Origin of the sequence: Bradyrhizobium sp. AUGA SZCCT0169 (assembly GCF_018130085.1) — a bacterium.
GTDB lineage: Bacteria > Pseudomonadota > Alphaproteobacteria > Rhizobiales > Xanthobacteraceae > Bradyrhizobium.
Window position 1 is genome coordinate 14,041 of record NZ_JAFCMC010000001.1, and the last position, 20,670, is coordinate 34,710.

Below are 20,670 nucleotides of genomic sequence, written 5' to 3' on the forward strand. Positions count from 1 at the left end.
CATAACCGGCGAAACGGGGATTCGGGGTGGCGACAGTCTGCGCCGCCCTTTCCGCGTCGTGACTTACTTTTCGTATTGCAGGTGCGGCGGCCGCATCCTGCATGAGCGTGTTTCGGGAGCTTGATGAATGGCCACCAAGGCAAAGACGCTGCAGGTTAAAGACAAGGAAAAAGACGACAAGGCAGCGGACGCCCCCGAGAAGGACTCGCCGGACGCCCCGTCGCCGTTGCTCGATCTGTCGGATGCCGCCGTCAAGAAGATGATCAAGCAGGCCAAGAAGCGCGGCTTCGTGACCTTCGATCAGCTCAACGAAGTCCTGCCTTCCGACACCACCTCGCCCGAACAGATCGAAGACATCATGTCGATGCTGTCGGACATGGGCATCAACGTGTCCGAAGCCGAAGAGGCTGACTCCGAAGACGAGAAGGAAGAGGCCGACGACGAGACCGACAACGAGCTTGTCGAGGTCACACAGAAGGCCGTCACCGAGGTCAAGAAATCCGAGCCCGGCGAGCGTACCGACGATCCCGTCCGCATGTATCTGCGCGAGATGGGCACGGTCGAGCTGCTGTCGCGCGAGGGCGAAATCGCGATCGCAAAGCGCATCGAGGCCGGCCGCGAGGCGATGATCGCGGGCCTCTGCGAAAGCCCGCTGACGTTCCAGGCCATCATCATCTGGCGCGACGAACTCAACGAAGGAAAGATCTTCCTTCGCGATATCATCGATCTCGAAGCCACCTATGCCGGCCCCGACGCCAAGAACAACATGAACCCGACGATGCTGGCGGCGCCCGTCGGCCCCGACGGCCAGCCGGTCGCTGCTGCCAACGGCAATGGCGCGCCTGCCCATGTCGCGCCGCCGGCCGCCCCGCCGTCGGCGACGCCGTTCCGCGCCGCCCCTGCATCCGCACCCGGTGGCGACACCGAGGAAAAGGATCCGGCTGAAGCCGCCGCCGAAGGCGACATGGACGACGACGAGTTCGAAAACCAGATGTCGCTCGCCGCCATCGAGGCCGAGCTGAAGCCGAAGGTGGTCGAAACCTTCGACAAGATCGCCTCCGAGTACAAGAAGCTGCGGCGCCTGCAGGAACAGGACATCGCCAACCAGCTGCAGAGCGAGACGCTGTCGCCCTCGCAGGAGCGCAAATACAAGAAGCTGAAGGACGAAATCATCGTCGAGGTGAAGTCGCTGCGGCTCAACCAGGCCCGTATCGATTCACTGGTCGAGCAGCTCTACGACATCAACAAGCGCCTGGTCTCGTTCGAAGGCCGCCTGCTGCGCCTCGGCGACAGCCACGGCGTCGCGCGCGAAGACTTCTTGCGCAACTACCAGGGCTCGGAGCTCGATCCGCGCTGGCTCAACCGTGTCTCGAAACTCTCGGCCAAAGGCTGGAAGAATTTCGTCCATCACGAAAAGGACCGCATCAAGGACCTGCGCCACGAGATCCAGTCGCTGGCGGCATTGACCGGGCTCGAGATCGGCGAATTCCGCAAGATCGTGCACGGCGTGCAGAAGGGCGAGCGCGAAGCCCGCCAGGCCAAGAAGGAAATGGTCGAGGCGAATCTGCGTCTCGTGATTTCGATCGCCAAGAAATACACCAACCGCGGCCTGCAGTTCCTCGACCTGATCCAGGAAGGCAATATCGGCCTGATGAAGGCGGTCGATAAGTTCGAATACCGCCGCGGCTACAAGTTCTCGACCTATGCGACATGGTGGATCCGGCAGGCGATCACGCGCTCGATCGCCGACCAGGCGCGCACCATCCGCATTCCCGTGCACATGATCGAGACCATCAACAAGATCGTGCGCACCTCCAGGCAGATGCTGAACGAGATCGGCCGCGAACCGACCCCGGAAGAGCTCGCCGAAAAGCTCGGCATGCCGCTGGAGAAAGTTCGAAAAGTTCTCAAGATCGCCAAAGAGCCGCTCTCGCTCGAAACCCCCGTCGGTGACGAGGAAGATTCGCATCTCGGCGATTTCATCGAGGACAAGAACGCGATCCTCCCCATCGACGCCGCGATCCAGTCCAACCTGCGCGAAACCACCACCCGCGTGCTGGCCTCGCTGACCCCGCGCGAAGAACGCGTGCTCCGCATGCGCTTCGGCATCGGCATGAACACCGACCATACGCTGGAAGAAGTAGGCCAGCAGTTCTCGGTTACGCGCGAACGTATCCGTCAGATCGAAGCCAAGGCGCTGCGCAAGCTGAAGCATCCGTCACGCAGCCGCAAGCTCAGGTCGTTCCTCGACAACTGATTTCAGTCAGTATTGACTGTCATTGCCGGGCTTGATCCGGCAATCCATCGAAACAAAGCGGCGGGCGAAAGCCCGCCGTTTTTGCTTGGTCTGGCCTGCATTAAGCTGCCGCCGCGATGAGCGCGATGAACCGGGTCAAACTGCCTCCACGCCGCCGGTGCGCTCCCTCTCCCGCTTGCGGCGCTTGCGGGGGAGGGCGGGGTGGGGGTGTCTCCGCGAGCCACACTCTTCTGAGGAGAGAGCCCCCACCCGGATCGCATCTTCGATGCGATCCGACCTCCCCCGCAAGCGGGAGAGGTGAACCGAGTCTGCCGCGCTAGCTACTTCTTCTTCGCCCCAACCCGGCTGATGCTCTTGATCTCCAGCGGCGTGCGGCCGGATTTCTCGGCGATCTCGCGGTCCTGCTCGAGGATGAACGCACGTGCCGGCTCGTCGCCGTCGAGCCCGCCGAGCAATTCGGCAGGAACGCGCCGGTTGGAGCGCTGCGAGTCGTCTTCATAGACGACATTGAAGAAGGCAAACTCGCCTTTGGGATTGGTCCCGGGCTTTTTGGGCATGCGGGCTTTTGGTCGATAAGCGCGCCGCTGTCAAAGAAAATCGCCGAGAGCATTATCCGGAAAAGTGTGAAGCGGTTTCCGAAAAAGATCATGCTCAAACATAGGGCTTGAGCAGGCAGGCTGCGAAAGCTGAGCGGAGTCTGCAAAAATTCGCCCATTTTGCACCGTGTTCCACCGTCACCGTCGATGCCGTGCTCCCCGATCAAACGGCTGACACCAAACCTGCCTCCGGCGCCGACACGCTCAGCCTGTCGGCTTTTGAGGGCCGGCAAGCTAAGCCCGGGCACGCCGATATGCGCGGTCTTGTGGCCGCTAGCGGAGAAGTCGGCTATCGTGAAGAAGATCGACGGGCATTTTTATCTGCTGACGGAGATTTATTGATAGGTTTCGGAAGATGACGCTTCTTACGGCGCTATTTCCCACCGTGTAGAGGTCGGCGGGTCAAGGCATCGTCAAGGTCACAATAACCACATCCGTTGAACCCGAGATACTATGGATCGTCGTCGGACGAGTTTCAAATTTTAGGGACCTCCCACCTCTTGAAGCGTACCTGTATAAGCAGCCAATAAAGCTATTTGGATTTTTTGGAACAGAACCCTCGAGTTCGAGCGACAAGAAGGGGCTATTTCCAACTGGCCTAAATGTCATGTAATTCTCGTACGCGTTCTGCTGTACGTACATATCGACATGATCCATTATGCCCCACTTAAATAAGGCAATAGGTTCCGACTTCAAAAATTCAAATATCTGATCGATAGACAATGTGAACCGCTGCTGCCCCTTAAAAAAAAGCGCTAGCATATATGGAGTAGGGTCAAAATCGAAGTCGCAGAGGTGATTTGTTAGGGCAAGCCTTCGCGATGGCTCGTCAGCCCGTTTGCCGAGCAATTCGAGTTGATCAACGATCCATTGGTGTAAAATCGACTGAGGTGCAACGCGGATTCCTGGCTCCCTTTTTGCAGAATTCGGAAATTGATCAAGATATCCGATGTAACTTTGCTGCCCGTTGGGGTTTTTATATCCGCCTGCTAAGAATCCGCCGACTGCAGCTAAACCACCAGTCAAGAAGGGCGCGTTTGTTAGCTCAAGACTCAGAGCTGCAAGTCCAACCAGGGCTCCGTCCACATAAAGAGGCCGTAGTCGCTTGGATACTTCCTCCGCATCAAAACCAGCCGCCGGCAAGTATTTCGCGAGAGTGACGTTGTTCAACCAGTTAAACTTCGCGTCGTCGGATTTAACAATTTCCTCTACTGGTTCGTGAGCTCTTATCCAATCGCCGTTATTTACACTAACGTCGACCGGAATATCCAATCCCAATACTAGCCGGCTAACAAAATCGACAAAGGGCACGTGTAATTCTTGTTTGGGGGAACGCTTGAAAATCCATTCACTTGGACGTCCATCATTTATGGATTTTAGCGTGCAAGTTACAATTGTGGAAATCGAGCTATTGAATTCACTGTTCGCTCCAGTCGAAAAAATAGGCCGTAAGGTCAGACCTTTCGGAAAACTTATTGACGCAACAGTGTCCAAACCTCTGTCCCAACGATGACTCGAAACTTTGACCGAATCAGCGATCATAAATATCGAATAGAAACCGATTCCATAACGACCAACTGAACCAAATCCAGATGATCGGAGACCGGGAAATTCCTCGTTTAGCAAGTCGGATTTCCAGAATGAGCTTCGGAAGTCGAGAAGTGGTCCAGACAGCACCCGTTGGGACATTCCTATCCCATCGTCTATGACCTCCAAAATCGCTGGGGACTGATCCTGGTCAACAAGGCGAACTCTTACTCTTCCGGCATATCCCTGATCTAATTTTTTGCGAGCAGCGATAGCATCTCGCGCGTTCTGAAGCAGTTCGCGTAAAACGATGGCGAAGTGCTCGGCTTTATCCTCGCCCCCATAGAGGTTCTGTCCTCCTAGATTTTTAACAAGGCGCTCGATATTACCAACGTGAAGTTCTGCGTGCCAAGGCTTCCATCCCTGCGTTCGCAAAAATGTTCCCATCGCTTCTGGAGAGGATACGCCCGCAACGTTCTGAATACGGAATTCAGGAGATATCTCACGTTGATGTCTGGATCCTAACAGGGCGTTGGATTGACGAATCTCCTTGTCGACGAGTCGGATGGCATCGTAGGCAATCCACCATGCCTCCGCATCGCCTGCCTGAAAGTCGCGATTGGACGTGAATGCCAGGGTGGTGCCGGAGCGATCGGATTGATCTAGGTCGGCGCGTGCGAGCCAATTTTGCGCTTTCCAATGCTTAAGGGAAATTCCCTCGCGTCGCGTCAATGCATGTAGGTAATCCGGAGCTCTTCGATTGTCTATGTGCGCCGCATCAGCACAGCGCAAAATACATGCGAGCTTGATTGGATCAATGCGCCAATCGCCTGGCCAATCGCCTGGTGCGTTGATCTGGTTCGGCAAGCGCGATTGTACATCTTCGATGTTCCAGTTATGGCTCGCAGCAATTTGCCCAATGATCGAACCAAAGCGCTTCCTTAGCTCGATGTCGTCGATCAAAAATATCTGATTAGACGTATCGGGGTCGGTCCACGCGCGATCAACTAGGTTGGATGCTTGATCGGCATGCAACAGCCTCACCACGCTAAAGTCGGCGGCAGTTTCGAGCGCCGACGTCGGCTGTCGCGTATCTCGTTCTTTGTTTCTTTCTTGTTCTAGGGCAAAAGCGTCGCTCCAGTGCACAGTCTTTCTGATGCCTTCTAGCCCGTCTTCAAACGCATCGAAGCAAAGCGCAGCATCGTGAAGGAGCATCGCTCCACCCAACACGAATACCTCCATCGGGTTTAAAGGATAGGTAGGGCCCGCAACGAGGTCGGAGACTTCCCACAACGCGTCGATGTGAGTTATGTCGTGGACTGTCAAATTGGGAAGTGACTGCGCAATCTTTTCGAGGACCGCGGCGGTGCGTTCGCGGAAAATCACGAAAGATGTTTGGAGACGCGCAGCCTTATCAGCATCTTCTGGTCTTACCTGTTCAAACGTACGAATCCAAAGGGCTGGCTTTTGAAAGGGTTTGCTCATCGATCATTGTTTCCATAAGCCTTTTTGGCCTTGCTGCACTAGACTCAACTAGTACGCGTAGGCAGTATGGTGTTCCCTAAACCCGATGTCACTTGTAAAGTGGCTGGCGAACACAGGATCAATCGCATCCGTTGGGTCGACGCTCGTCCCTTCACGGCGCCACCAACTCCACCCTTCTATTCAACGCCCGCCCCGCCTCACTCGCATTCGACCCCACCGGCGACAAATGCGCGACACCCGCCGTGCGCAGCCGCGGCGCGCCGATATGATAGTTCTTCACCAGTTCTTCGGCGATCGCTTCGGCGCGGCGTCGCGACAGGTCGAGGTTGTAGGTGTAGGGGCCCTGGCTGTCGGTGTGGCCGACGATGAAGACGCTGAGCGCGACCTGCGAGGCCAGCAGTTTTGCGATCTGTTCGAGGGTGGGGCGGCTCTCGGGCCGGATGATCGCCTTGTCGGTGTCGAAGTAGATGCCATAGAGCGCGACGCGGCCGGTTTCGCGCAGGCCCTTCTCCATGACAGTGGCATCCACCATCTTGTTCTCGATCGCGCCTGTCTCGGCGATCGTGAGCTGCGCGTAGATATCGCGGTTGTTCTCGCTGACGATGACGCTGGCATAGGTCTCGCGTCCGTTCTCGCGCTTGTGCGCCGCATGGTAGCGATAGTTGAAGCCGTCCACCCACATCTGCGGGATCGGCAGCGCCTCGATCGCCTCGGTGAAGGGAATGCCGCCGCAGGCTTCGGTGTCGCAGCTCAGCAGCGTCTCGAATCCGGCCTTTGTCAGTTGGGTCTCGAAATTCCGCGATACCTCGACGATCGATGGGCCGGGAGCAGAGCGATAGGCGATGCGGGTGATGCGACCTTCGAGGCGCGGCGTATCCGATGGCTTGCCGTCCTTGAAGGGGGCGGCCTGCATGCGCGCGACATCGAAATTCTTCACCTGGTGTCCCGATATCACGCTGCCGGCGAAACGGCCGATGCCGGGGAAATCCTTCGAGCCCGCGACATCGCGGGTCTGCGCCAGGGCCGCGGCCGGCGCGAGCGACAAGGTGAGCAGAACGAGGAGCGGCTTGATGATCTCGTGGGGAAGGGCCATCCGGAAAATCTCTGCATTTTTGGGAAAGATACCGGCCAGGCGGCCCTGCCGCAACGCTCGAAGCGCGGCGGCAGACGTGCTAGAAGCAGGCCTGATATTCCGGCGCCCACACCAAAGATGGTTTCCCATGTACTTCTTTCGCCATGCCTTTGCCTTCTGCTCCCTTGTTCTGGCCGTTTTTCTTGCCGTTTTCCTGGCATCCTTCTCGCAAGCCAATGCCGCGCAATGCGGCAACTCCGCCGCCGGCTTCGAGGCCTGGAAGCAGTCGTTCGCCGGCGAGGCCCGCGCCAAGGGCATCAGCGCCGCGACCGTCCAGGCCATGATGGCGACGAATTACGCGCAGGCGACCATCAACGCCGATCGCGGCCAGCGCAGCTTTCAGCTGACGCTCGATCAATTCCTCGCCAAGCGCGGCGCCAACGCGATCGTCGCCAAGGGGCGTCAATTGAAGAATTCGCAGGCCGCGCTGTTTTCTTCCATTCAGCAGCGTTACGGCGTGCCGCCGGGACCGCTGCTCGCGATCTGGGGCATGGAGACCGGTTTTGGCGCCGTGCGCGGCAACCAGAACATGCTCTCCTCGATCACGACGCTGGCCTACGACTGCCGACGCACCGCCTACTTCACCGAGCACCTTTACGCGGCGCTGCAATTGATCGATCGCGGCGTGCTGTCGCCGAACCAGCGCGGCTCCATGCACGGCGAAGTCGGCCAGACCCAGTTCATGCCAAAAGCCATTTTGGCCTACGGCACCGGCAATCTCGAGAACTCCGCCAACGCGCTGACCTCGGCGGCGAATTTCCTCAAAGCCCATGGCTGGCGCGCCGGCGCCGGCTACCAGCCAGGCGAACCCAACTTCGCCGCCATCCAGGCCTGGAACGCCGCGGGGGTTTATCAGAAGGCGATTGCGCTGATGGGCCGGCAGATCGACGGGGGGAGTGAGTAGGGGTGGTGTAGTGTGAACCACAAATAAAGCTGTCGTCCCGGGCTTGACCCGGGACCCATAGCCACCGGCGGTAATTGGTTTGCACGCTGATCGTTATCTTCCTTTGCTAACAACGATGGCCGCGGCGTATGGGTCCCGGCCTTCGCCGGGACGACGAAAATTAGCTCCGCACCCTCATCTCATGGCATGATCGGCACAACCTCGACGCTACAAGGGATTCGCATGCTCAAGTTTTGTCTGGCCGTTTTGTTCGGCGCCGTCATTGCCGCCGGCCCCGCTCACGCCGCCCGCTGCGGCGGCGATTTCAACACCTTCGTGGCGGCGATATCGCAGGAGGCCGCTGCCGCCGGCGTTTCGCAGGGTGTGATTTCGCAGGCGCTCGCAGGCGTGACGCAGGATCCCGCGGTGCTGGCCTTCGACCGCCGCCAGCGCGGCACCTTCAACAAGACCTTCGAGCAATATGTCTCGACCCGCGTCGGGCCCGGGCGGATCAAGATGGGACGGCAGATGCTGCTGAAGCACGCCTCGCTGCTGTCGCGGATCGAGAAGCAGTACGGTGTGCCGCCGGAGATCCTTGTCGCGATCTGGGGGCTGGAATCCGATTTCGGCAAGGGCGACGTCGGCAAGATGCCGGTCGTCCGCACCCTCGCGACCATGGCGCATGATTGCCGGCGCACCGAACTGTTCCAGGGCGAACTGATCGCTGCGCTGAAGATCGTGCAGCGCGGCGACCTGCCGCTGCGCGACATGGTCGGCGCCTTCGCCGGCGAGATCGGCCAGACGCAATTTTTGCCGTCGTCCTACATCAAATACGGCGTCGATTTCGACGGCAACGGCCACGTCGATCTGCGCCACAGCGTCCCCGACGTGCTCGCCTCGACCGCCAATCTGCTGCACGTCTCCGGCTTCAAACCCGGCGCGCCCTACAGCGAAGGCACGCCGAACTTCGAGGCGATGCGCGAATGGAACAGAGCCACGATCTATCGCAAGACGATCGGGTTTTTTGCGGATCAGCTGGCGGGGCGGTAGGTCGCGGCAATCGCTACTGCGTAGGGTGGGTTAGGCGAAGCCGTAACCCACCATCTTCGCCCCCACGCGGTGGGTTACGCTGCGCTAACCCACCCTACGATCCGCTCGCAATGGCGGCTAGGGTGCAAATCAACCCGACGGACAATTCACTTCCGCTTTTCGGAAATCGTGTCAAGTACAAAATTTCCGAAAATCGAAAATATTCGGCTTTCCTTCGACCCAAATCACCTGCACATTCTCAGCCATCCCGTCCCATTCCGAGGGACGTCGGCCGTCGTCATGACGAGGGGCGGGGATGCGGTGGACGCTGAGGTTGCGATTGACGGTCGCGGCTGAAGCGTACGGCGAAAGCGTGTGGTCCTGACGCCCGTAACGGCGTCAAGTCTTTCGGGAGCTAACGCTTCCGAGGGGCGACGGTGGCAATAGAGGCCGTCTCACCGGGGAGAGCGCGTTATAAGCCGTAAAGCCATTGCGCAGGGAATGTCGGATGCTCTCCGCTGCCCTGTATGCTCGTGTGCAGCATTCTTTGTGCACAATCGCACACGAGACCGCGGGTGCAGCGCGCATCCGGCATTCCCTGCGCCCTCTGGATTTTGAGAGGGCGGAACGAATTTGAAAACCTCGGTCGCTGTGCGACGCGAGAAGGTGAGGGTGTGTTTTGCGACAAACCTATCCACGTCGTCCCGGGCTTGACCCGGGACCCATACGCCGCGGCCCATCGGTTAGATCGCCGGCGTTAGTGACCTTCTGCAAACAACGACTGCCGCGGCGTATGGGTCCCGGCTCAAGGCCGGGACGACACCGAATGTGTGGCGAGCTACGAAACCTTCCCCGCGCTCATCGCCTTTTCCAGCCGCTTGGCCAGCACCGGCCAATACGTCGCCGGGCGGAAGCGCTGCAGGAGATCCATGTACCACGCATCGTTGCCGATCAGAATCCGCGGCTGGTTTTTCTCGATGCCGAGGATGATGCGCTGCGCCGCCGCCGGAGGCGTCGTCTTTGCCACCGCATCGAAGCGGTCGATCGATTGCGCGCGGCGGGCATTATCGGTGACGCCGGTGCCGGTGCGGGAGTTGCGCGCGATGTTGGTGGCGACGCCGCCGGGATGCACCACAGACAATCGCACTGAACTGTTCGCCATCGCGAGCTCATGCCGCAGGCTTTCCGAAAAACCGCGCACGGCGAACTTCGCCGCGCAATAGGCGGTCTGGCCGGGCGGTGCGATGATGCCGAAGATCGAGGAGAGATTGACGATATGCGCCTCGCGCTGTTTTGCCAAAATCGGCAGGAATGCGCGCGTGCCGTGCACCGTGCCCCAGAAATTGATGTTGAACAGCCAGTCCATCTGCGCCTGTTCGATCTCGCTGAACTGGCCGAGCAATGCGACGCCGGCATTGTTGATCACGATGTTCAGCCTGGGATGCGCGGCGCTGGCCGCTTCAGCGAATTCCGCGATCTGCCCGGGCTCGCCGACATCGACGCGGTGCGTCGAGACCTTGCATTGGTTCGCCTTGGTGATCCCGGCCTTGGCGATCTCGGTCTTGGCGATCTCGGCGGCGACCTGCTGCAGCCCGGCCTCGTCGCGATCGGCGAGCGCCAGGTCGCAGCCGCGCGCGGCCAGTTCAAGCGCCAAAGCGCGGCCGATGCCGCTGGCCGCGCCGGTTACGGCGGCGGCCGATCCATTGATGGCAGTCATGCGAGGGTGGCTCCAACAGATGAGAAAACAGACAGGCCGCGCAGCAATGCGGGTTCCCGCATCTTTCGCAAATTGGAACCGAACATAAAGCGATATTCCGCTTTAACCCCCGTCAGGTTGATGAATACCCATTCAGGGAGGCGAATTATGGGACAATCAAAACCCTTCCGGGCGACCGCACTCGTTGTCGAAGACGATCCGATGCAGCGGGAAATGATCTGCCTGTTGCTGGAAGAAAGCGACATGGACGTGATCGAGTGCGAAAGCGCGGAGGCCGCCGAACTGGTGCTGGAGGAGGCGGGGGCGAGCCTCGTCCTGATGATGACCGACGTCCAGCTCGCCGGCCACAAGAACGGCGTGGAGCTCGCGCATGTCGCCAAACGATTCAATCCGGACATCGATGTGATCGTCACCTCGGGCAAACCGCTGCGGCAGAAGCTGCCGGATGGCGCCCGATTCTGGGCGAAGCCCTGGGCGCCGCTCGACGTGATCCGCGAGGCGGAAAGGATGTCGATCGCCTGGAGCCGGATGGGCGAGGCGTAGTGGCCGCCCCCATCATCTGTCATGGCCGGGCTTGACCCGGCCATCCACGTCTTGGCGGATGCGCTGCTTTCGCAACCGGCCGCGCCATGATATGGCCGATCGGCGCCGCATTTCGCAGCCAATGGGGTCTGATTGATGACATGGTCCTTCCTGCTCACCACGCTGATCGTGGTCGCATCGCCCGGCACCGGCGTGCTCTACACGCTGGCGGTGGCGCTGACGCAAGGCGGCCGCGCCTCGATCGCCGCAGCCTTCGGCTGCACGCTCGGCATCCTGCCGCAGATGCTGGCGGCGATGCTCGGGCTTGCCGCCGTGCTGCATACCAGCGCTTTGGCGTTCGCGGTGTTGAAATGGTGCGGCGTGGTCTATCTGCTCTTTATGGCCTGGCAGGCGCTGCGCGAAACCGGCGCGCTTGCGATCGACGCCCGGCCGGCGCCGGGCCGATCGAGCCGGCGGGTGATCGTCACGGCGGTGCTGATCAACATCCTCAACCCAAAGCTCTCGATCTTTTTCCTCGCCTTCCTGCCGCAGTTCATCGCGGTAGACGAGGCCTATCCTTTGGCGCGGATGCTGGAATTGAGCGGGGTCTTCATGGCGATGACGTTTGCGGTGTTCGCGATCTACGGCCTGTTCGCGGCCGGCGTCCGCGACCGCGTCATCACCCGGCCCAGGGTGATGGCCTGGCTGCGCCGCAGCTTTGCGGCGGGATTTGCCGCGCTGGGCGCGAAGCTGGCGTTCGCGGAGAGATAGATGTTTTCGTCATGCCCCGGCTTGACCGGGGCATCCAGTACTCAGGGTCTGTCGGTGTGTACTGGATCGCCCGGTCAAGCCGGACGATGACCCCGGAAATAAAAAGCGGGCCCGAAGCCCGCTGCTTTCGAAATCGATGGTTTTGCAATTGGGAGGCTTGAAAGTGGAAGCCTTGAACGTACGTAGAGGCTTGAAGGTGGAAGCCTTGAAAGTGAAGTTTTGAAAGTGAAGCCTTGAAAGTGAAGTCTCGAAGGTGGAAGCCCGGGCGGAACTGAGCGCCCCACCCGGGCCAAAATTCACTTCTTCGACTTGGCCTTCTTCGCCTTCTTCGCCTTTTTCGCCTTCTTCGCTTTCTTAGCCATAGTAAATCCTCTCAAGGTTTTAATGGATTGAAACGCGACTCCGAGGCATGCTTGGCGGAGGGCCAACCTCGCAACATCCTCAAGATCAATTGCAACAGATTCGCGGTGCGATGCCGCGTGCTGTCACGTCGCCGTCATCACGTTATCCACAGCTGTTATGCATTTTGACGTGCTTTTCCGCCGAAATGCCATTCGGTAGCGCCGATCGCGCCGCGCGCATCATGCTTAACGATGCCCCAACGCGCGCGCTCTTCATCAATTTAAAACCACGGTATTGATTACCCGGCGACGGTGAGAGTCCGTTAAGCGAGCAGGGCGCACCTTGTCCGTAAGACAACGGGGATTGTCGATCGGGGAAACGCCCGCGGAGGTGAAAGCCTTGAGCGATTTACTGGGGCGATCTAACAGGGGAGACGGGGCCGCAGACGTCCCGGGCACGCGATGCTGAGCGTTCCGACGCTGTGGACGGTGTTCGTCATCAATTTTCTCGCGCTGGGCCTGATCTGGGCCTACGTGATCCGCAGCTATCCGTCCTTCTATGCGGCGCGGTACTGGACCGCCTCTTCCTTCATGGCTGCCACAGGCGCGGCCGTCGCCATGCTGCGCGTCGTGACCGACGCACTCTGGCCGCTGCTGATCGCCGGCACCGCGATGATCGCAGCCCTCTGCCTTGCCGCGATGGGCGTTCAGAAATTCTTCGAGAAACCAGTGTCGTGGCGCGCCACCTGGCTGGTCCTGGGGCTGAGCTTCGCCGGCCTTTCCTTTTTCGTCTTCGCCTATGACAGCGCGCCGGCGCGCATCACCATCTTCACCATCGCCCAGGTTCTTCCGCTGGCGCTGAGCGTCAAACTGCTGCTGACCCCGCAGCAGGGCCGCGTCAATCCGGGCGCGCGGCTGGCGGCCATCGTCGCCAGCCTCATCATCGCCATTTACGGCATCCGGCTGGTCGGCGGCATCGTCGGCAACGTCAACTACATGCATTTCAGCCCGGTGCAGTCGGGCGTGATTTTGGTTATGGTATTTCTGTCGATGGCGCTGAATTTCGGCTTCCTGCTGATGGCGATGGACCATCTGCGCAATGAAGTCGCCGATCTGGCGTTGCTCGACGACCTCACCGGCGTCGGCAACCGCCGCCATTTGGTGCAGCGCCTGACTGAGGAATGCGCGCGCTCGGAGCGCAGCAACCAGCCGTTCGCGTTGCTGGTGATCGACCTCGACGGATTCAAGGGCATCAACGACACCTACGGTCATGCCGCCGGCGACGCCTGCCTGCAGCATTTCACCCTGATGGCGCAAACCCGCCTGCGCCCCGGCGACATGCTGGCGCGGTCGGGCGGCGACGAGTTCTGCATCGTGCTGCCGTCCTCGACCTTGCGCGAGGGCGCGATGATCGCGCGCCGGGTGCTGGAAGTATGCCGCGCCGATGCCGAACAATGCATGGGCAAGGATATTCCGATCTCGGTCTCGATCGGCGTCGCACAATGGACCCGGGAGATGGGGGCGTTCCCCGACCGTCTGATCGCGGCCGCCGACCACGCGCTCTACGACGCCAAGAAGGGTGGCCGAAACTGCTTTGCGACCTACGAGCCCGCGCCGCCGCTGGCGCCCGGGATCGAAATATCCGTGCTGGCGGATGCGAGCTTGCGCAAGCGCGCCTGAAGCATGTTACTCAAGGGATCGTCATTGGATCCCTAGCGTATGAATCTCCGCCGCCTTGCGATTGCGCTCTGCGCCATCGCGCTCGCTCTTCCCGCATCCGCCCAAACGCCTGACCTCGCCACCATCGCGCGATCGTCCGGCACGCCCGAGATTCCGGGATTGAAGATGGTCTGGCTGGCGCCATGGGGCGACCTTGCAAAGGCGCATCCCTGGCGCAACATCATCGTGCACCAGACCGAAGGCCCGGCCGGCTCGGCCCGTGGCGGGGCACAGGCGCAGTCCAAAAATCCGACGCGGCGAGGCGTCATGGTCTGGGTCGAAACCGACGGCACCGTGTACTGGGCGGTGCCGGAAAATCTGGTGCCGACCCATGGCGACGGCGGCAATCGCAACGACAACAAATACATCGACAACCGCCCGACCTTTCGTCAGGTGGTCGGCAACAATTCGGTCGGCGTGGAATTCGCCGGCAATTTTCCCGACGTGACGCGCGGCCCCACCGAGGCGCAGGTGGCGGCGTGGCGCATCCTGGTCAAGGTGCTGCGCGCGCGTTACGGCATCCCGCTGACGCAGGTCTATGCGCATAACTGGATCGACTTCAAGGACGCCCGGTATTGCGAAGGCTGCGAGCTTGCAAAGCTGGCGCGGGAGTGGGGCGAGTAGGGATTTTGGCAGCCAGCGAAGTATGGATCAAGAGCGCGATTTGGGCTATCATATTAGGCATGAAAACCGAGACGATCGAAATCGATGATAGCACTGCGACGGCGCTGAAGAGGCGGGCAGCGGAGCGGGGTGTAACCGTGCCCGAGCTGGTTGCCGAACTGGCGACGCTTGCCGTCAGCCCCGTCGAGGCCGATGTCGACGAGGTGGCGGAGCTGGATCGTCGCTGGCAAGCGTTTGAGACACAAGATTCAGTTGTATCGAACGATGACGTCGTACAGTGGCTTCAGACTTGGGGTACGCCAGCGTTCCGGAGCTGGCGCAATCGATGAGGTTGGAATGGTCGGACGCCGCCCTCGCCGATCTCGACCGCTTTGCTGAATTCTTGATCGAGCATCCTGCGTTCGCCGCAATCGTGGCTCGCGAGATCGTCGACAAGGTGCAAGTTCTATCGGAACACCCAAAGCTTGGGCGACCGATTGCGGGCAGAGAAGAATATCGCCAGATCGTGTTGCAGGGTCTCGGTGCAGCCTATGTAAAACGCTTGGTCATGCTGCGGGTATTTCACGCTCGGGAAGCACGAGATTGAAATGCTTGCGCTCCTCAAACCGGCTTCGCCATCCATTGGAAGATGCGGCTGATCAGGCCGGGCGGCCGCGCTGATTGGTGGTGATCCCAATGACTGGAGCAGGCTGAACCAGTCGACCAGCATCCCGGATTATTTGCGGACGTGTTATTGAACTCTGCTGTCATCGTCCGGCATAGCCGTTCGAAGAACGGCGTCGCTTCCGCTCCGCCTATGACCGGCCGATCCAGTATTCCAGAGGCCGCGATTATCGCGCGACATATCATGACCGCCGCGGCGTACTGGGTCCCCCGCTTTCGCGGAGGACGACACCGCGAACGTTGAACTACCAAACAACAAAAAGCCGGCGTTGCCGCCGGCTTTCGTCGTTCATTGCCTTGACCGCGAAATTAGTGCGCGGCTTCGAGCACGGCGGCTTCCTGCTTGGCGATCGTGCCCTTGACGGCCGACTGCACCTTCTCGAAAGCGCGGACCTCGATCTGCCGCACGCGCTCGCGCGACACGCCGAATTCGGCGGCGAGGTCTTCCAGCGTCATCGGCTCTTCCGCCAGACGCCGCGCCTCGAAGATGCGGCGTTCGCGCGGGTTGAGCACACCGATGGCGCCGTTCAGCGCCTGGCGGCGATGATCGAACTCCTCGTGTTCAGCCATGATGGCTTCCTGGTTGGGCGAGTTATCGACCAGCCAGTCCTGCCATTCGCCGGCTTCACCGTCGTCGCGGATCGGAGCGTTGAGCGACGCGTCGCCACCGAGGCGGCGGTTCATGTCGATCACGTCCTGATTCGTCACGCCGAGGCGCTTGGCAATGATCGCCACCTGATCGGGGCGGAGATCGCCCTCGTCCAGCGCGGAGATCTTGCTCTTCGCCTTGCGCAGGTTGAAGAACAGCTTCTTCTGGTTCGCGGTGGTGCCCATTTTCACGAGCGACCAGGAACGCAGAATGTACTCTTGTATTGACGCCTTGATCCACCACATGGCGTAGGTAGCGAGTCGGAAGCCCTTTTCGGGTTCGAACCGCTTGACCGCCTGCATCAGGCCGACATTGCCTTCCGAGACGACCTCGGAAATAGGCAGGCCGTAGCCGCGATAGCCCATGGCGATCTTGGCGACGAGCCGGAGATGGCTGGTGACAAGGTGGTGTGCCGCGTCGCGATCGTCATGTTCGCGCCAACGCTTGGCGAACATGTATTCCTGCTGGGGTTCCAGCATCGGAAATTTGCGGATCTCGGCGAGGTATCTAGAAAGGCCGGATTCTCCATTGAGAACCGGCAACGTAGCTGTACGGGCCATTGAGCGCCCTCCAGTGGTTCAGGCCCCCGATAGCGGCGGGCCCGGCAGGTGATCGCTGTGTTAAAGCCGACCAGGCTGCGATGTTCCGCGCTGGATATTCAGCGCAGGTGCAACATAGCCGAAAACGAACAAATAGGGAAGGAATGCTGACGTCACGTCCCCGTGTGGCAGCCATAACCTATTGTCATAACAACATTTTTCTGAAGGGCCTGCGTCATACGGCCGCTTCCAGCGTCTGTCGCAGGAGAAGCAAATCCTCCGGCAAAGCCGCTTCCCAGTGCAAAAATTCCGCTGTCCTTGGGTGTTCCAAGGCAAGCAGGTAGGCATGTAGGGCCTGCCGGTCGAGGGCGGCCAGGGCCGCCCGACCTCCGGGCCCGAGCTGGCCGGCCTTGGTCTTGAAGTGCGGGCCATAGACCGCATCGCCCATCAGGGGATGGCCGATATGGGAAAGATGCACCCGGATCTGATGGGTCCGCCCGGTCTCGAGCTGGCAGGCCAGGAGCGAGGCGACAGGTTTGCCGTCCCGACCATTGAAGGCCGCCTGCAGCTCCCAATGAGTAACTGCTTCACGGCCGCTGTCGCGCACCGCCATTTTCTCGCGGGCAAAGGGATGCCGGTCGATCGGCGCGTTGACCGTGCCGCGCTGGCGGTTCGGCACACCCCAGATAAAAGCCAGATAGCCGCGCTGCATCGGTCCGGTGCGGCCATGGTCGGCGAACTGGGCGGTCAGTGATTGGTGAGCCCGGTCGTTTTTGGCGACGACCATTAACCCTGTCGTGTCCTTGTCGAGCCGGTGCACGATGCCCGGGCGGCGGACACCGCCGATGCCGGAAAGGCTTGCGCCGCAATGGGCAATCAGCGCATTCACCAGCGTGCCGGTTTCGTGGCCGGCAGCGGGATGCACGACCAGGCCCTTAGGCTTGTCGATGACGATAATGTCCTCATCCTCGAAGACGATATCGAGCGCGATATCCTCGCCCTTTGGCTCGGGCGGGGTGGCCTCCGGGACGTCGATTGTGATCGTATCGCCCTTGGCAACATGATAAGCGGGGTCGCGAATGGGGGTGCCCTTGGCGGTGACGGAACCGGCGAGGATCAACGCCTTCAGGCGTGACCGCGACAGTTCCGGGCGAAGCACCGCGAGCACGCGGTCGAGCCGGGGCGATCCCTCGTCGCCGCCGACCGTGACCTCCAGCCTCTCGCCGTTATTCGAAGACGTGACGTGTTCCAAAGAAGAGCCTTTGTATGACCGATACCGTTGTGCCCGAACCGACCCCCGAGCAGGCCGCGCTGTTTGCACGGGTGCGGCGGATGATGCTGATCGCAGGCCTGACCTCGGCGCTCGCCGTCGCCATCGTCCTGACCGCCATCGGCTATCGTCTTTATCGCAGCGAGGGAAGCCCCTCAGCGATATCAGATACCACGGCGAGCTTGCCGAAAGGCGCCCGTATCGTGTCCACCGGCGTCGCCGGCGACCGGCTTGTCGTGACCCTCGATATCGGCGGCGTAACCGAAATCCGCACATTTGATGCAAAGACGCTGAAACCCGTAGGGCAGCTGAAATTCGTGAGCGAGCCCTGAGCGGAGCGATCAACGGCCGCTCGTCGAATTCAACTTAAGAATGCAAGGTGATTTTTCGCGTAGCAGCAACGCCGGCAAGTTGGACGCTCGCCATTTTTTTGGCTGAGTTACACGCTCAGCTTGCGCCATGTCGGAATCCAACCCCAGCGCCGCGGTTCCCCTCGACACCATCGTTGAACACGATGCTGCGGTTTCCGATTCAACGCGGCGTGCGATGCTGCTGACGGCGCTTGCGACTTGCGCCTGTCTTGCTGCTCCAGAGCCCTCCGTTGCGGAGGATGATCAGCCCGGCAGCAATCTGCGGCCGCAAAAAGCTGACACGCTGGTGTTCTCTGAAGGCGACCACGCCGGTGAGGCCATCAAGCCCGAGGATTTGAAGCTTGGCGGGCCTCCCGTGCGCGCGTGGCCAAAGGATCCCAAGACCGCCGTGATCCGCAAGGGCTCGCGGTTGAACGAGCTTTTGGTGGTCAGGCTCGATCCAGCCGAACTGGATGATGACACGCGATCACGCAGCGCCGACGGCATCGTCGCCTATTCGTTGATCTGTTCGCACACGGGATGCCCCGTCACCGGCTGGGTGAAACAGGCGTCGGGCGACAAGCTCGTGTTCAAATGTGCCTGCCACAACTCCGAATATGATCCGCGGGAAAGCGCAAAAGTCCTGTTCGGGCCAGCGCCGCGACGCCTGGCGGCGCTTCCGCTAGCGATCTCTGACGGTGCGCTCACCGTCACCGCAACATTCATTGGAAAGGTAGGTACCTGACTCGAAGATGAAGCCGCATCGGGCATTCGCACGACCATGGAATGAATGAAAAAAAACAAAACAGGGAGGTTGCGTCTCATGACCACGAAGCATTGGTTATTGTCGAGCTCTGTCGCATTCACGTGCCTTGTCTCAGCCGCCGCCGGCGCGGGGCCGATCGAGAAGTACAGCCCGGTGACGTCGGCCCGCCTCGAAAAGCCCGAACCCGGCAACTGGATGCTGTATCGCCGGACCTATGACGGGCAGGGCTACAGCCCGCTCGACCAGATCAACACTTCGAACGTCAAGGACCTCACGCCGGTATGGACCTTCTCGACCGGTGTGGTCGAGGGCCATGAGGCGCCGCCGATCGTCAACAACGGCGTGATGTTCGTCGCGACCCCGGCGGGGCAGGTGATCGCGCTCAACGCCAAGACCGGTGACGAGTACTGGCGATACAAGCGCCAGCTTCCTGACGATCTCTTTCAATTGCATCCGACCAACCGCGGCGTCGGGTTGTGGCAGGACAAATTGTACCTTGCGACAACCGACGATCACGTCGTCGCGCTCGACGCCAAGACCGGCAAGGTGCTCTGGGACACCAAGGTTCAGGACTACAAGAAGGGTCAGTACCTGACGCTGATGCCGCTGATCGTCGACGGCAAGGTGATCGTCGGCGGTTCCGGCGGTGAGTTCGGCGTGCGCGGATATGTTGTCGCTTATGATGCCGAGAACGGCAAGGAACTGTGGCGCACCTTTACGATTCCGGGTCCCGGCGAACCCGGTCATGAAACCTGGAGCGGTGACGACTGGAAATCGGGCGGGGCGCCGGCCTGGATGACCGGCAACTACGACATCGAGACCAAAACCATCTATTGGGGCACCGGCAATGCCGCACCCTGGCCGGGCAATACGCATCCCGGCGACAATCTCTACTCAACCTCGGTGCTCGCGCTCGCCCCCGAGAACGGAAGGATAAAGACATACTTCCAGTACCATCAGAACGATTCATGGGACTGGGACGAGGTCGAGGCGCCGATGCTGGTCGACCTGCAAAAGGACGGCCGCACCATCAAGAGCCTGATTCATCCGGGCCGCAACGCGATCTTCTGGGTGCTCGAGCGCAAGGCGGACAAGATCAACTACGTCAGCGGCTGGCCCTTTGTTCACACCGACGTCTGGAAGGGAATCGAGCCGGAGACCGGCAGGCCGATCGTCGATCCCGCGCACAAGCCGGTGATTGGCAAGCGGGTCGAGTTCTGCCCGTCACTGTGGGGCGGCAAGGATTGGCCGTCGGCGGCCTATAGCCAGAAGACCGGCCTGGTCTACGTGCCCGCCAACGAGAATTTCTGCGGCGGCTTTACCGGCGAGAAAGTGCCGCTGGTTGCGGGCCAGCTTTGGCTCGGCACCAAGCCCGAGGACATCGGCCTCAAGGTTCGCCCCGGCGCCGATCATTTTGGCGAACTGCAGGCGTGGGATCCGGCCACCGGGAAAAAGGTCTGGCAGCAGAACTTTCCCAAATCGCAACTGTTCGGCTCGGTGACCGCGACGGCGGGAGATCTCGTTTTCGTTGGCGGCACCAACGACCGGATGTTCCGTGCCTACCACGCCAAGACGGGCGAGTTGCTGTGGGAGCAGAAGACCAACTCCGGCATCGTGGGCATGCCGATCGCCTATGAGGTCGACGGCACGCAATATATCGCCGTGCAATCCGGCTGGGGCGTGGACGCGCAACGCATCCAGGACGCGCTCGCGACCCAGAACAATGTGGGTGTCGAGAACAACGTGCCGCAAGGCGGCGTCGTCTGGGTGTTCGCCGTCAAGAAGTAAGGGCCGAACAGTTCGACGGGGGTGGCGTAGAAAGCGGCGGGT

At 60.6% G+C, this 20,670-nt stretch carries 19 protein-coding genes; 13 read left to right on the forward strand and 6 right to left on the reverse strand.

Annotated features, from left to right (window positions below; all coding sequences use genetic code 11):
* Positions 1-127 precede the first annotated feature (127 nt).
* Positions 128-2,257: an RNA polymerase sigma factor RpoD gene (gene rpoD, locus JQ609_RS00075; RefSeq protein ID WP_212271584.1), complete on the forward strand. Its 2,130-nt coding sequence runs from the start codon at positions 128-130 to the stop codon at positions 2,255-2,257.
* A gap of 320 nt (positions 2,258-2,577) precedes the next feature.
* Here rpoD and JQ609_RS00080 read toward each other — a convergent pair whose 3' ends face one another.
* Positions 2,578-2,814: a hypothetical protein gene (locus JQ609_RS00080; RefSeq protein ID WP_212271585.1), complete on the reverse strand. Its 237-nt coding sequence runs from the start codon at positions 2,812-2,814 to the stop codon at positions 2,578-2,580.
* Positions 2,815-2,921: 107 nt separating this feature from the next.
* On the opposite strand from JQ609_RS00080, the gene JQ609_RS00085 reads away from it, so the two are divergent.
* Positions 2,922-3,212, forward strand: a complete 291-nt coding sequence (locus tag JQ609_RS00085) for a hypothetical protein (protein ID WP_212271586.1) — start codon at positions 2,922-2,924, stop codon at positions 3,210-3,212.
* Positions 3,213-3,255: 43 nt separating this feature from the next.
* Here the strand turns inward: JQ609_RS00085 and JQ609_RS00090 are convergent, their stop codons facing one another.
* Positions 3,256-5,865 carry an ATP-binding protein gene (locus JQ609_RS00090; RefSeq protein WP_212271587.1) on the reverse strand — a complete coding sequence of 870 codons (2,610 nt, stop codon included), beginning with the start codon at positions 5,863-5,865 and terminating at the stop codon, positions 3,256-3,258.
* Positions 5,866-6,016: 151 nt separating this feature from the next.
* Positions 6,017-6,958, reverse strand: a complete 942-nt coding sequence (locus JQ609_RS00095; protein ID WP_212271588.1) for an OmpA family protein — start codon at positions 6,956-6,958, stop codon at positions 6,017-6,019.
* Between the two features lie 127 nt (positions 6,959-7,085).
* On the opposite strand from JQ609_RS00095, the gene JQ609_RS00100 reads away from it, so the two are divergent.
* Positions 7,086-7,901 (forward strand): lytic transglycosylase domain-containing protein, encoded by an 816-nt coding sequence (locus JQ609_RS00100; protein ID WP_212207712.1) that lies wholly within the window; start codon positions 7,086-7,088, stop codon positions 7,899-7,901.
* Positions 7,902-8,123: 222 nt separating this feature from the next.
* Positions 8,124-8,930, forward strand: a complete 807-nt coding sequence (locus JQ609_RS00105; RefSeq protein WP_212271589.1) for a lytic transglycosylase domain-containing protein — start codon at positions 8,124-8,126, stop codon at positions 8,928-8,930.
* Positions 8,931-9,747: 817 nt separating this feature from the next.
* Here JQ609_RS00105 and JQ609_RS00110 read toward each other — a convergent pair.
* Positions 9,748-10,626, reverse strand: coding sequence for an SDR family oxidoreductase (locus JQ609_RS00110; RefSeq protein ID WP_212271590.1), 879 nt, complete (start codon positions 10,624-10,626; stop codon positions 9,748-9,750).
* A gap of 147 nt (positions 10,627-10,773) precedes the next feature.
* On the opposite strand from JQ609_RS00110, the gene JQ609_RS00115 reads away from it, so the two are divergent.
* From JQ609_RS00115 to JQ609_RS00140, 6 genes are all read left to right on the forward strand, one after another.
* Positions 10,774-11,169 (forward strand): response regulator, encoded by a 396-nt coding sequence (locus tag JQ609_RS00115; protein WP_212207715.1) that lies wholly within the window; start codon positions 10,774-10,776, stop codon positions 11,167-11,169.
* A 135-nt stretch (positions 11,170-11,304) separates the two neighbouring features.
* A complete protein-coding gene (locus JQ609_RS00120; protein ID WP_192736709.1) occupies positions 11,305-11,919 on the forward strand; it encodes a LysE family translocator in 615 nt (204 codons plus the stop codon).
* Between the two features lie 803 nt (positions 11,920-12,722).
* Entirely contained in the window at positions 12,723-13,940 is a 1,218-nt protein-coding gene (locus tag JQ609_RS00125) for a GGDEF domain-containing protein (RefSeq protein ID WP_212271591.1), read from the forward strand.
* A gap of 39 nt (positions 13,941-13,979) precedes the next feature.
* Entirely contained in the window at positions 13,980-14,603 is a 624-nt protein-coding gene (locus JQ609_RS00130; RefSeq protein WP_212271592.1) for a peptidoglycan recognition family protein, read from the forward strand.
* A 59-nt stretch (positions 14,604-14,662) separates the two neighbouring features.
* Positions 14,663-14,932 carry a hypothetical protein gene (locus tag JQ609_RS00135; RefSeq protein WP_212207718.1) on the forward strand — a complete coding sequence of 90 codons (270 nt, stop codon included), beginning with the start codon at positions 14,663-14,665 and terminating at the stop codon, positions 14,930-14,932.
* Positions 14,929-15,189, forward strand: coding sequence for a type II toxin-antitoxin system RelE/ParE family toxin (locus JQ609_RS00140; RefSeq protein ID WP_212271593.1), 261 nt, complete (start codon positions 14,929-14,931; stop codon positions 15,187-15,189). The genes JQ609_RS00135 and JQ609_RS00140 overlap by 4 nt, the downstream gene beginning before the upstream one ends.
* Before the next feature lie 386 nt (positions 15,190-15,575).
* Here the strand turns inward: JQ609_RS00140 and rpoH are convergent, their stop codons facing one another.
* Together rpoH and JQ609_RS00150 are read right to left on the reverse strand one after the other, a co-directional pair.
* Complete coding sequence (rpoH, locus tag JQ609_RS00145; protein ID WP_212207720.1) at positions 15,576-16,475, reverse strand: RNA polymerase sigma factor RpoH; 900 nt, start codon at positions 16,473-16,475, stop codon at positions 15,576-15,578.
* A gap of 214 nt (positions 16,476-16,689) precedes the next feature.
* Positions 16,690-17,706 (reverse strand): RluA family pseudouridine synthase, encoded by a 1,017-nt coding sequence (locus JQ609_RS00150; RefSeq protein ID WP_249127496.1) that lies wholly within the window; start codon positions 17,704-17,706, stop codon positions 16,690-16,692.
* Between the two features lie 14 nt (positions 17,707-17,720).
* On the opposite strand from JQ609_RS00150, the gene JQ609_RS00155 reads away from it, so the two are divergent.
* The 3 genes from JQ609_RS00155 to JQ609_RS00165 all read left to right on the forward strand — a co-directional run bounded on the left by JQ609_RS00155 (position 17,721) and on the right by JQ609_RS00165 (position 20,628).
* Positions 17,721-18,056 carry a hypothetical protein gene (locus JQ609_RS00155; RefSeq protein ID WP_212271594.1) on the forward strand — a complete coding sequence of 112 codons (336 nt, stop codon included), beginning with the start codon at positions 17,721-17,723 and terminating at the stop codon, positions 18,054-18,056.
* Between the two features lie 127 nt (positions 18,057-18,183).
* Positions 18,184-18,819, forward strand: a complete 636-nt coding sequence (locus JQ609_RS00160) for a ubiquinol-cytochrome c reductase iron-sulfur subunit (RefSeq protein ID WP_212271595.1) — start codon at positions 18,184-18,186, stop codon at positions 18,817-18,819.
* A 78-nt stretch (positions 18,820-18,897) separates the two neighbouring features.
* Complete coding sequence (locus JQ609_RS00165) at positions 18,898-20,628, forward strand: methanol/ethanol family PQQ-dependent dehydrogenase (protein ID WP_212271596.1); 1,731 nt, start codon at positions 18,898-18,900, stop codon at positions 20,626-20,628.
* Positions 20,629-20,670: the final 42 nt, after the last annotated feature.

Excerpts from the sequence above, each read along its gene's own strand:
- JQ609_RS00125 (WP_212271591.1), top strand. The coding sequence starts at position 12,723 with ATGCTGAGCGTTCCGACGCTGTGGACGGTGTTCGTCATCAATTTTCTC.
- JQ609_RS00160 (WP_212271595.1), top strand. The coding sequence starts at position 18,184 with ATGTCGGAATCCAACCCCAGCGCCGCGGTTCCCCTCGACACCATCGTT.
- JQ609_RS00155 (WP_212271594.1), top strand. The coding sequence starts at position 17,721 with ATGACCGATACCGTTGTGCCCGAACCGACCCCCGAGCAGGCCGCGCTG.
- JQ609_RS00135 (WP_212207718.1), top strand. The coding sequence starts at position 14,663 with ATGAAAACCGAGACGATCGAAATCGATGATAGCACTGCGACGGCGCTG.
- rpoD (WP_212271584.1), top strand. The coding sequence starts at position 128 with ATGGCCACCAAGGCAAAGACGCTGCAGGTTAAAGACAAGGAAAAAGAC.
- JQ609_RS00165 (WP_212271596.1), top strand. The coding sequence starts at position 18,898 with ATGACCACGAAGCATTGGTTATTGTCGAGCTCTGTCGCATTCACGTGC.
- JQ609_RS00110 (WP_212271590.1), bottom strand. The coding sequence starts at position 10,626 with ATGACTGCCATCAATGGATCGGCCGCCGCCGTAACCGGCGCGGCCAGC.
- JQ609_RS00095 (WP_212271588.1), bottom strand. The coding sequence starts at position 6,958 with ATGGCCCTTCCCCACGAGATCATCAAGCCGCTCCTCGTTCTGCTCACC.
- JQ609_RS00090 (WP_212271587.1), bottom strand. The coding sequence starts at position 5,865 with ATGAGCAAACCCTTTCAAAAGCCAGCCCTTTGGATTCGTACGTTTGAA.
- JQ609_RS00140 (WP_212271593.1), top strand. The coding sequence starts at position 14,929 with ATGAGGTTGGAATGGTCGGACGCCGCCCTCGCCGATCTCGACCGCTTT.
- JQ609_RS00080 (WP_212271585.1), bottom strand. The coding sequence starts at position 2,814 with ATGCCCAAAAAGCCCGGGACCAATCCCAAAGGCGAGTTTGCCTTCTTC.
- JQ609_RS00120 (WP_192736709.1), top strand. The coding sequence starts at position 11,305 with ATGACATGGTCCTTCCTGCTCACCACGCTGATCGTGGTCGCATCGCCC.
- JQ609_RS00130 (WP_212271592.1), top strand. The coding sequence starts at position 13,980 with ATGAATCTCCGCCGCCTTGCGATTGCGCTCTGCGCCATCGCGCTCGCT.
- rpoH (WP_212207720.1), bottom strand. The coding sequence starts at position 16,475 with ATGGCCCGTACAGCTACGTTGCCGGTTCTCAATGGAGAATCCGGCCTT.
- JQ609_RS00100 (WP_212207712.1), top strand. The coding sequence starts at position 7,086 with ATGTACTTCTTTCGCCATGCCTTTGCCTTCTGCTCCCTTGTTCTGGCC.
- JQ609_RS00115 (WP_212207715.1), top strand. The coding sequence starts at position 10,774 with ATGGGACAATCAAAACCCTTCCGGGCGACCGCACTCGTTGTCGAAGAC.
- JQ609_RS00105 (WP_212271589.1), top strand. The coding sequence starts at position 8,124 with ATGCTCAAGTTTTGTCTGGCCGTTTTGTTCGGCGCCGTCATTGCCGCC.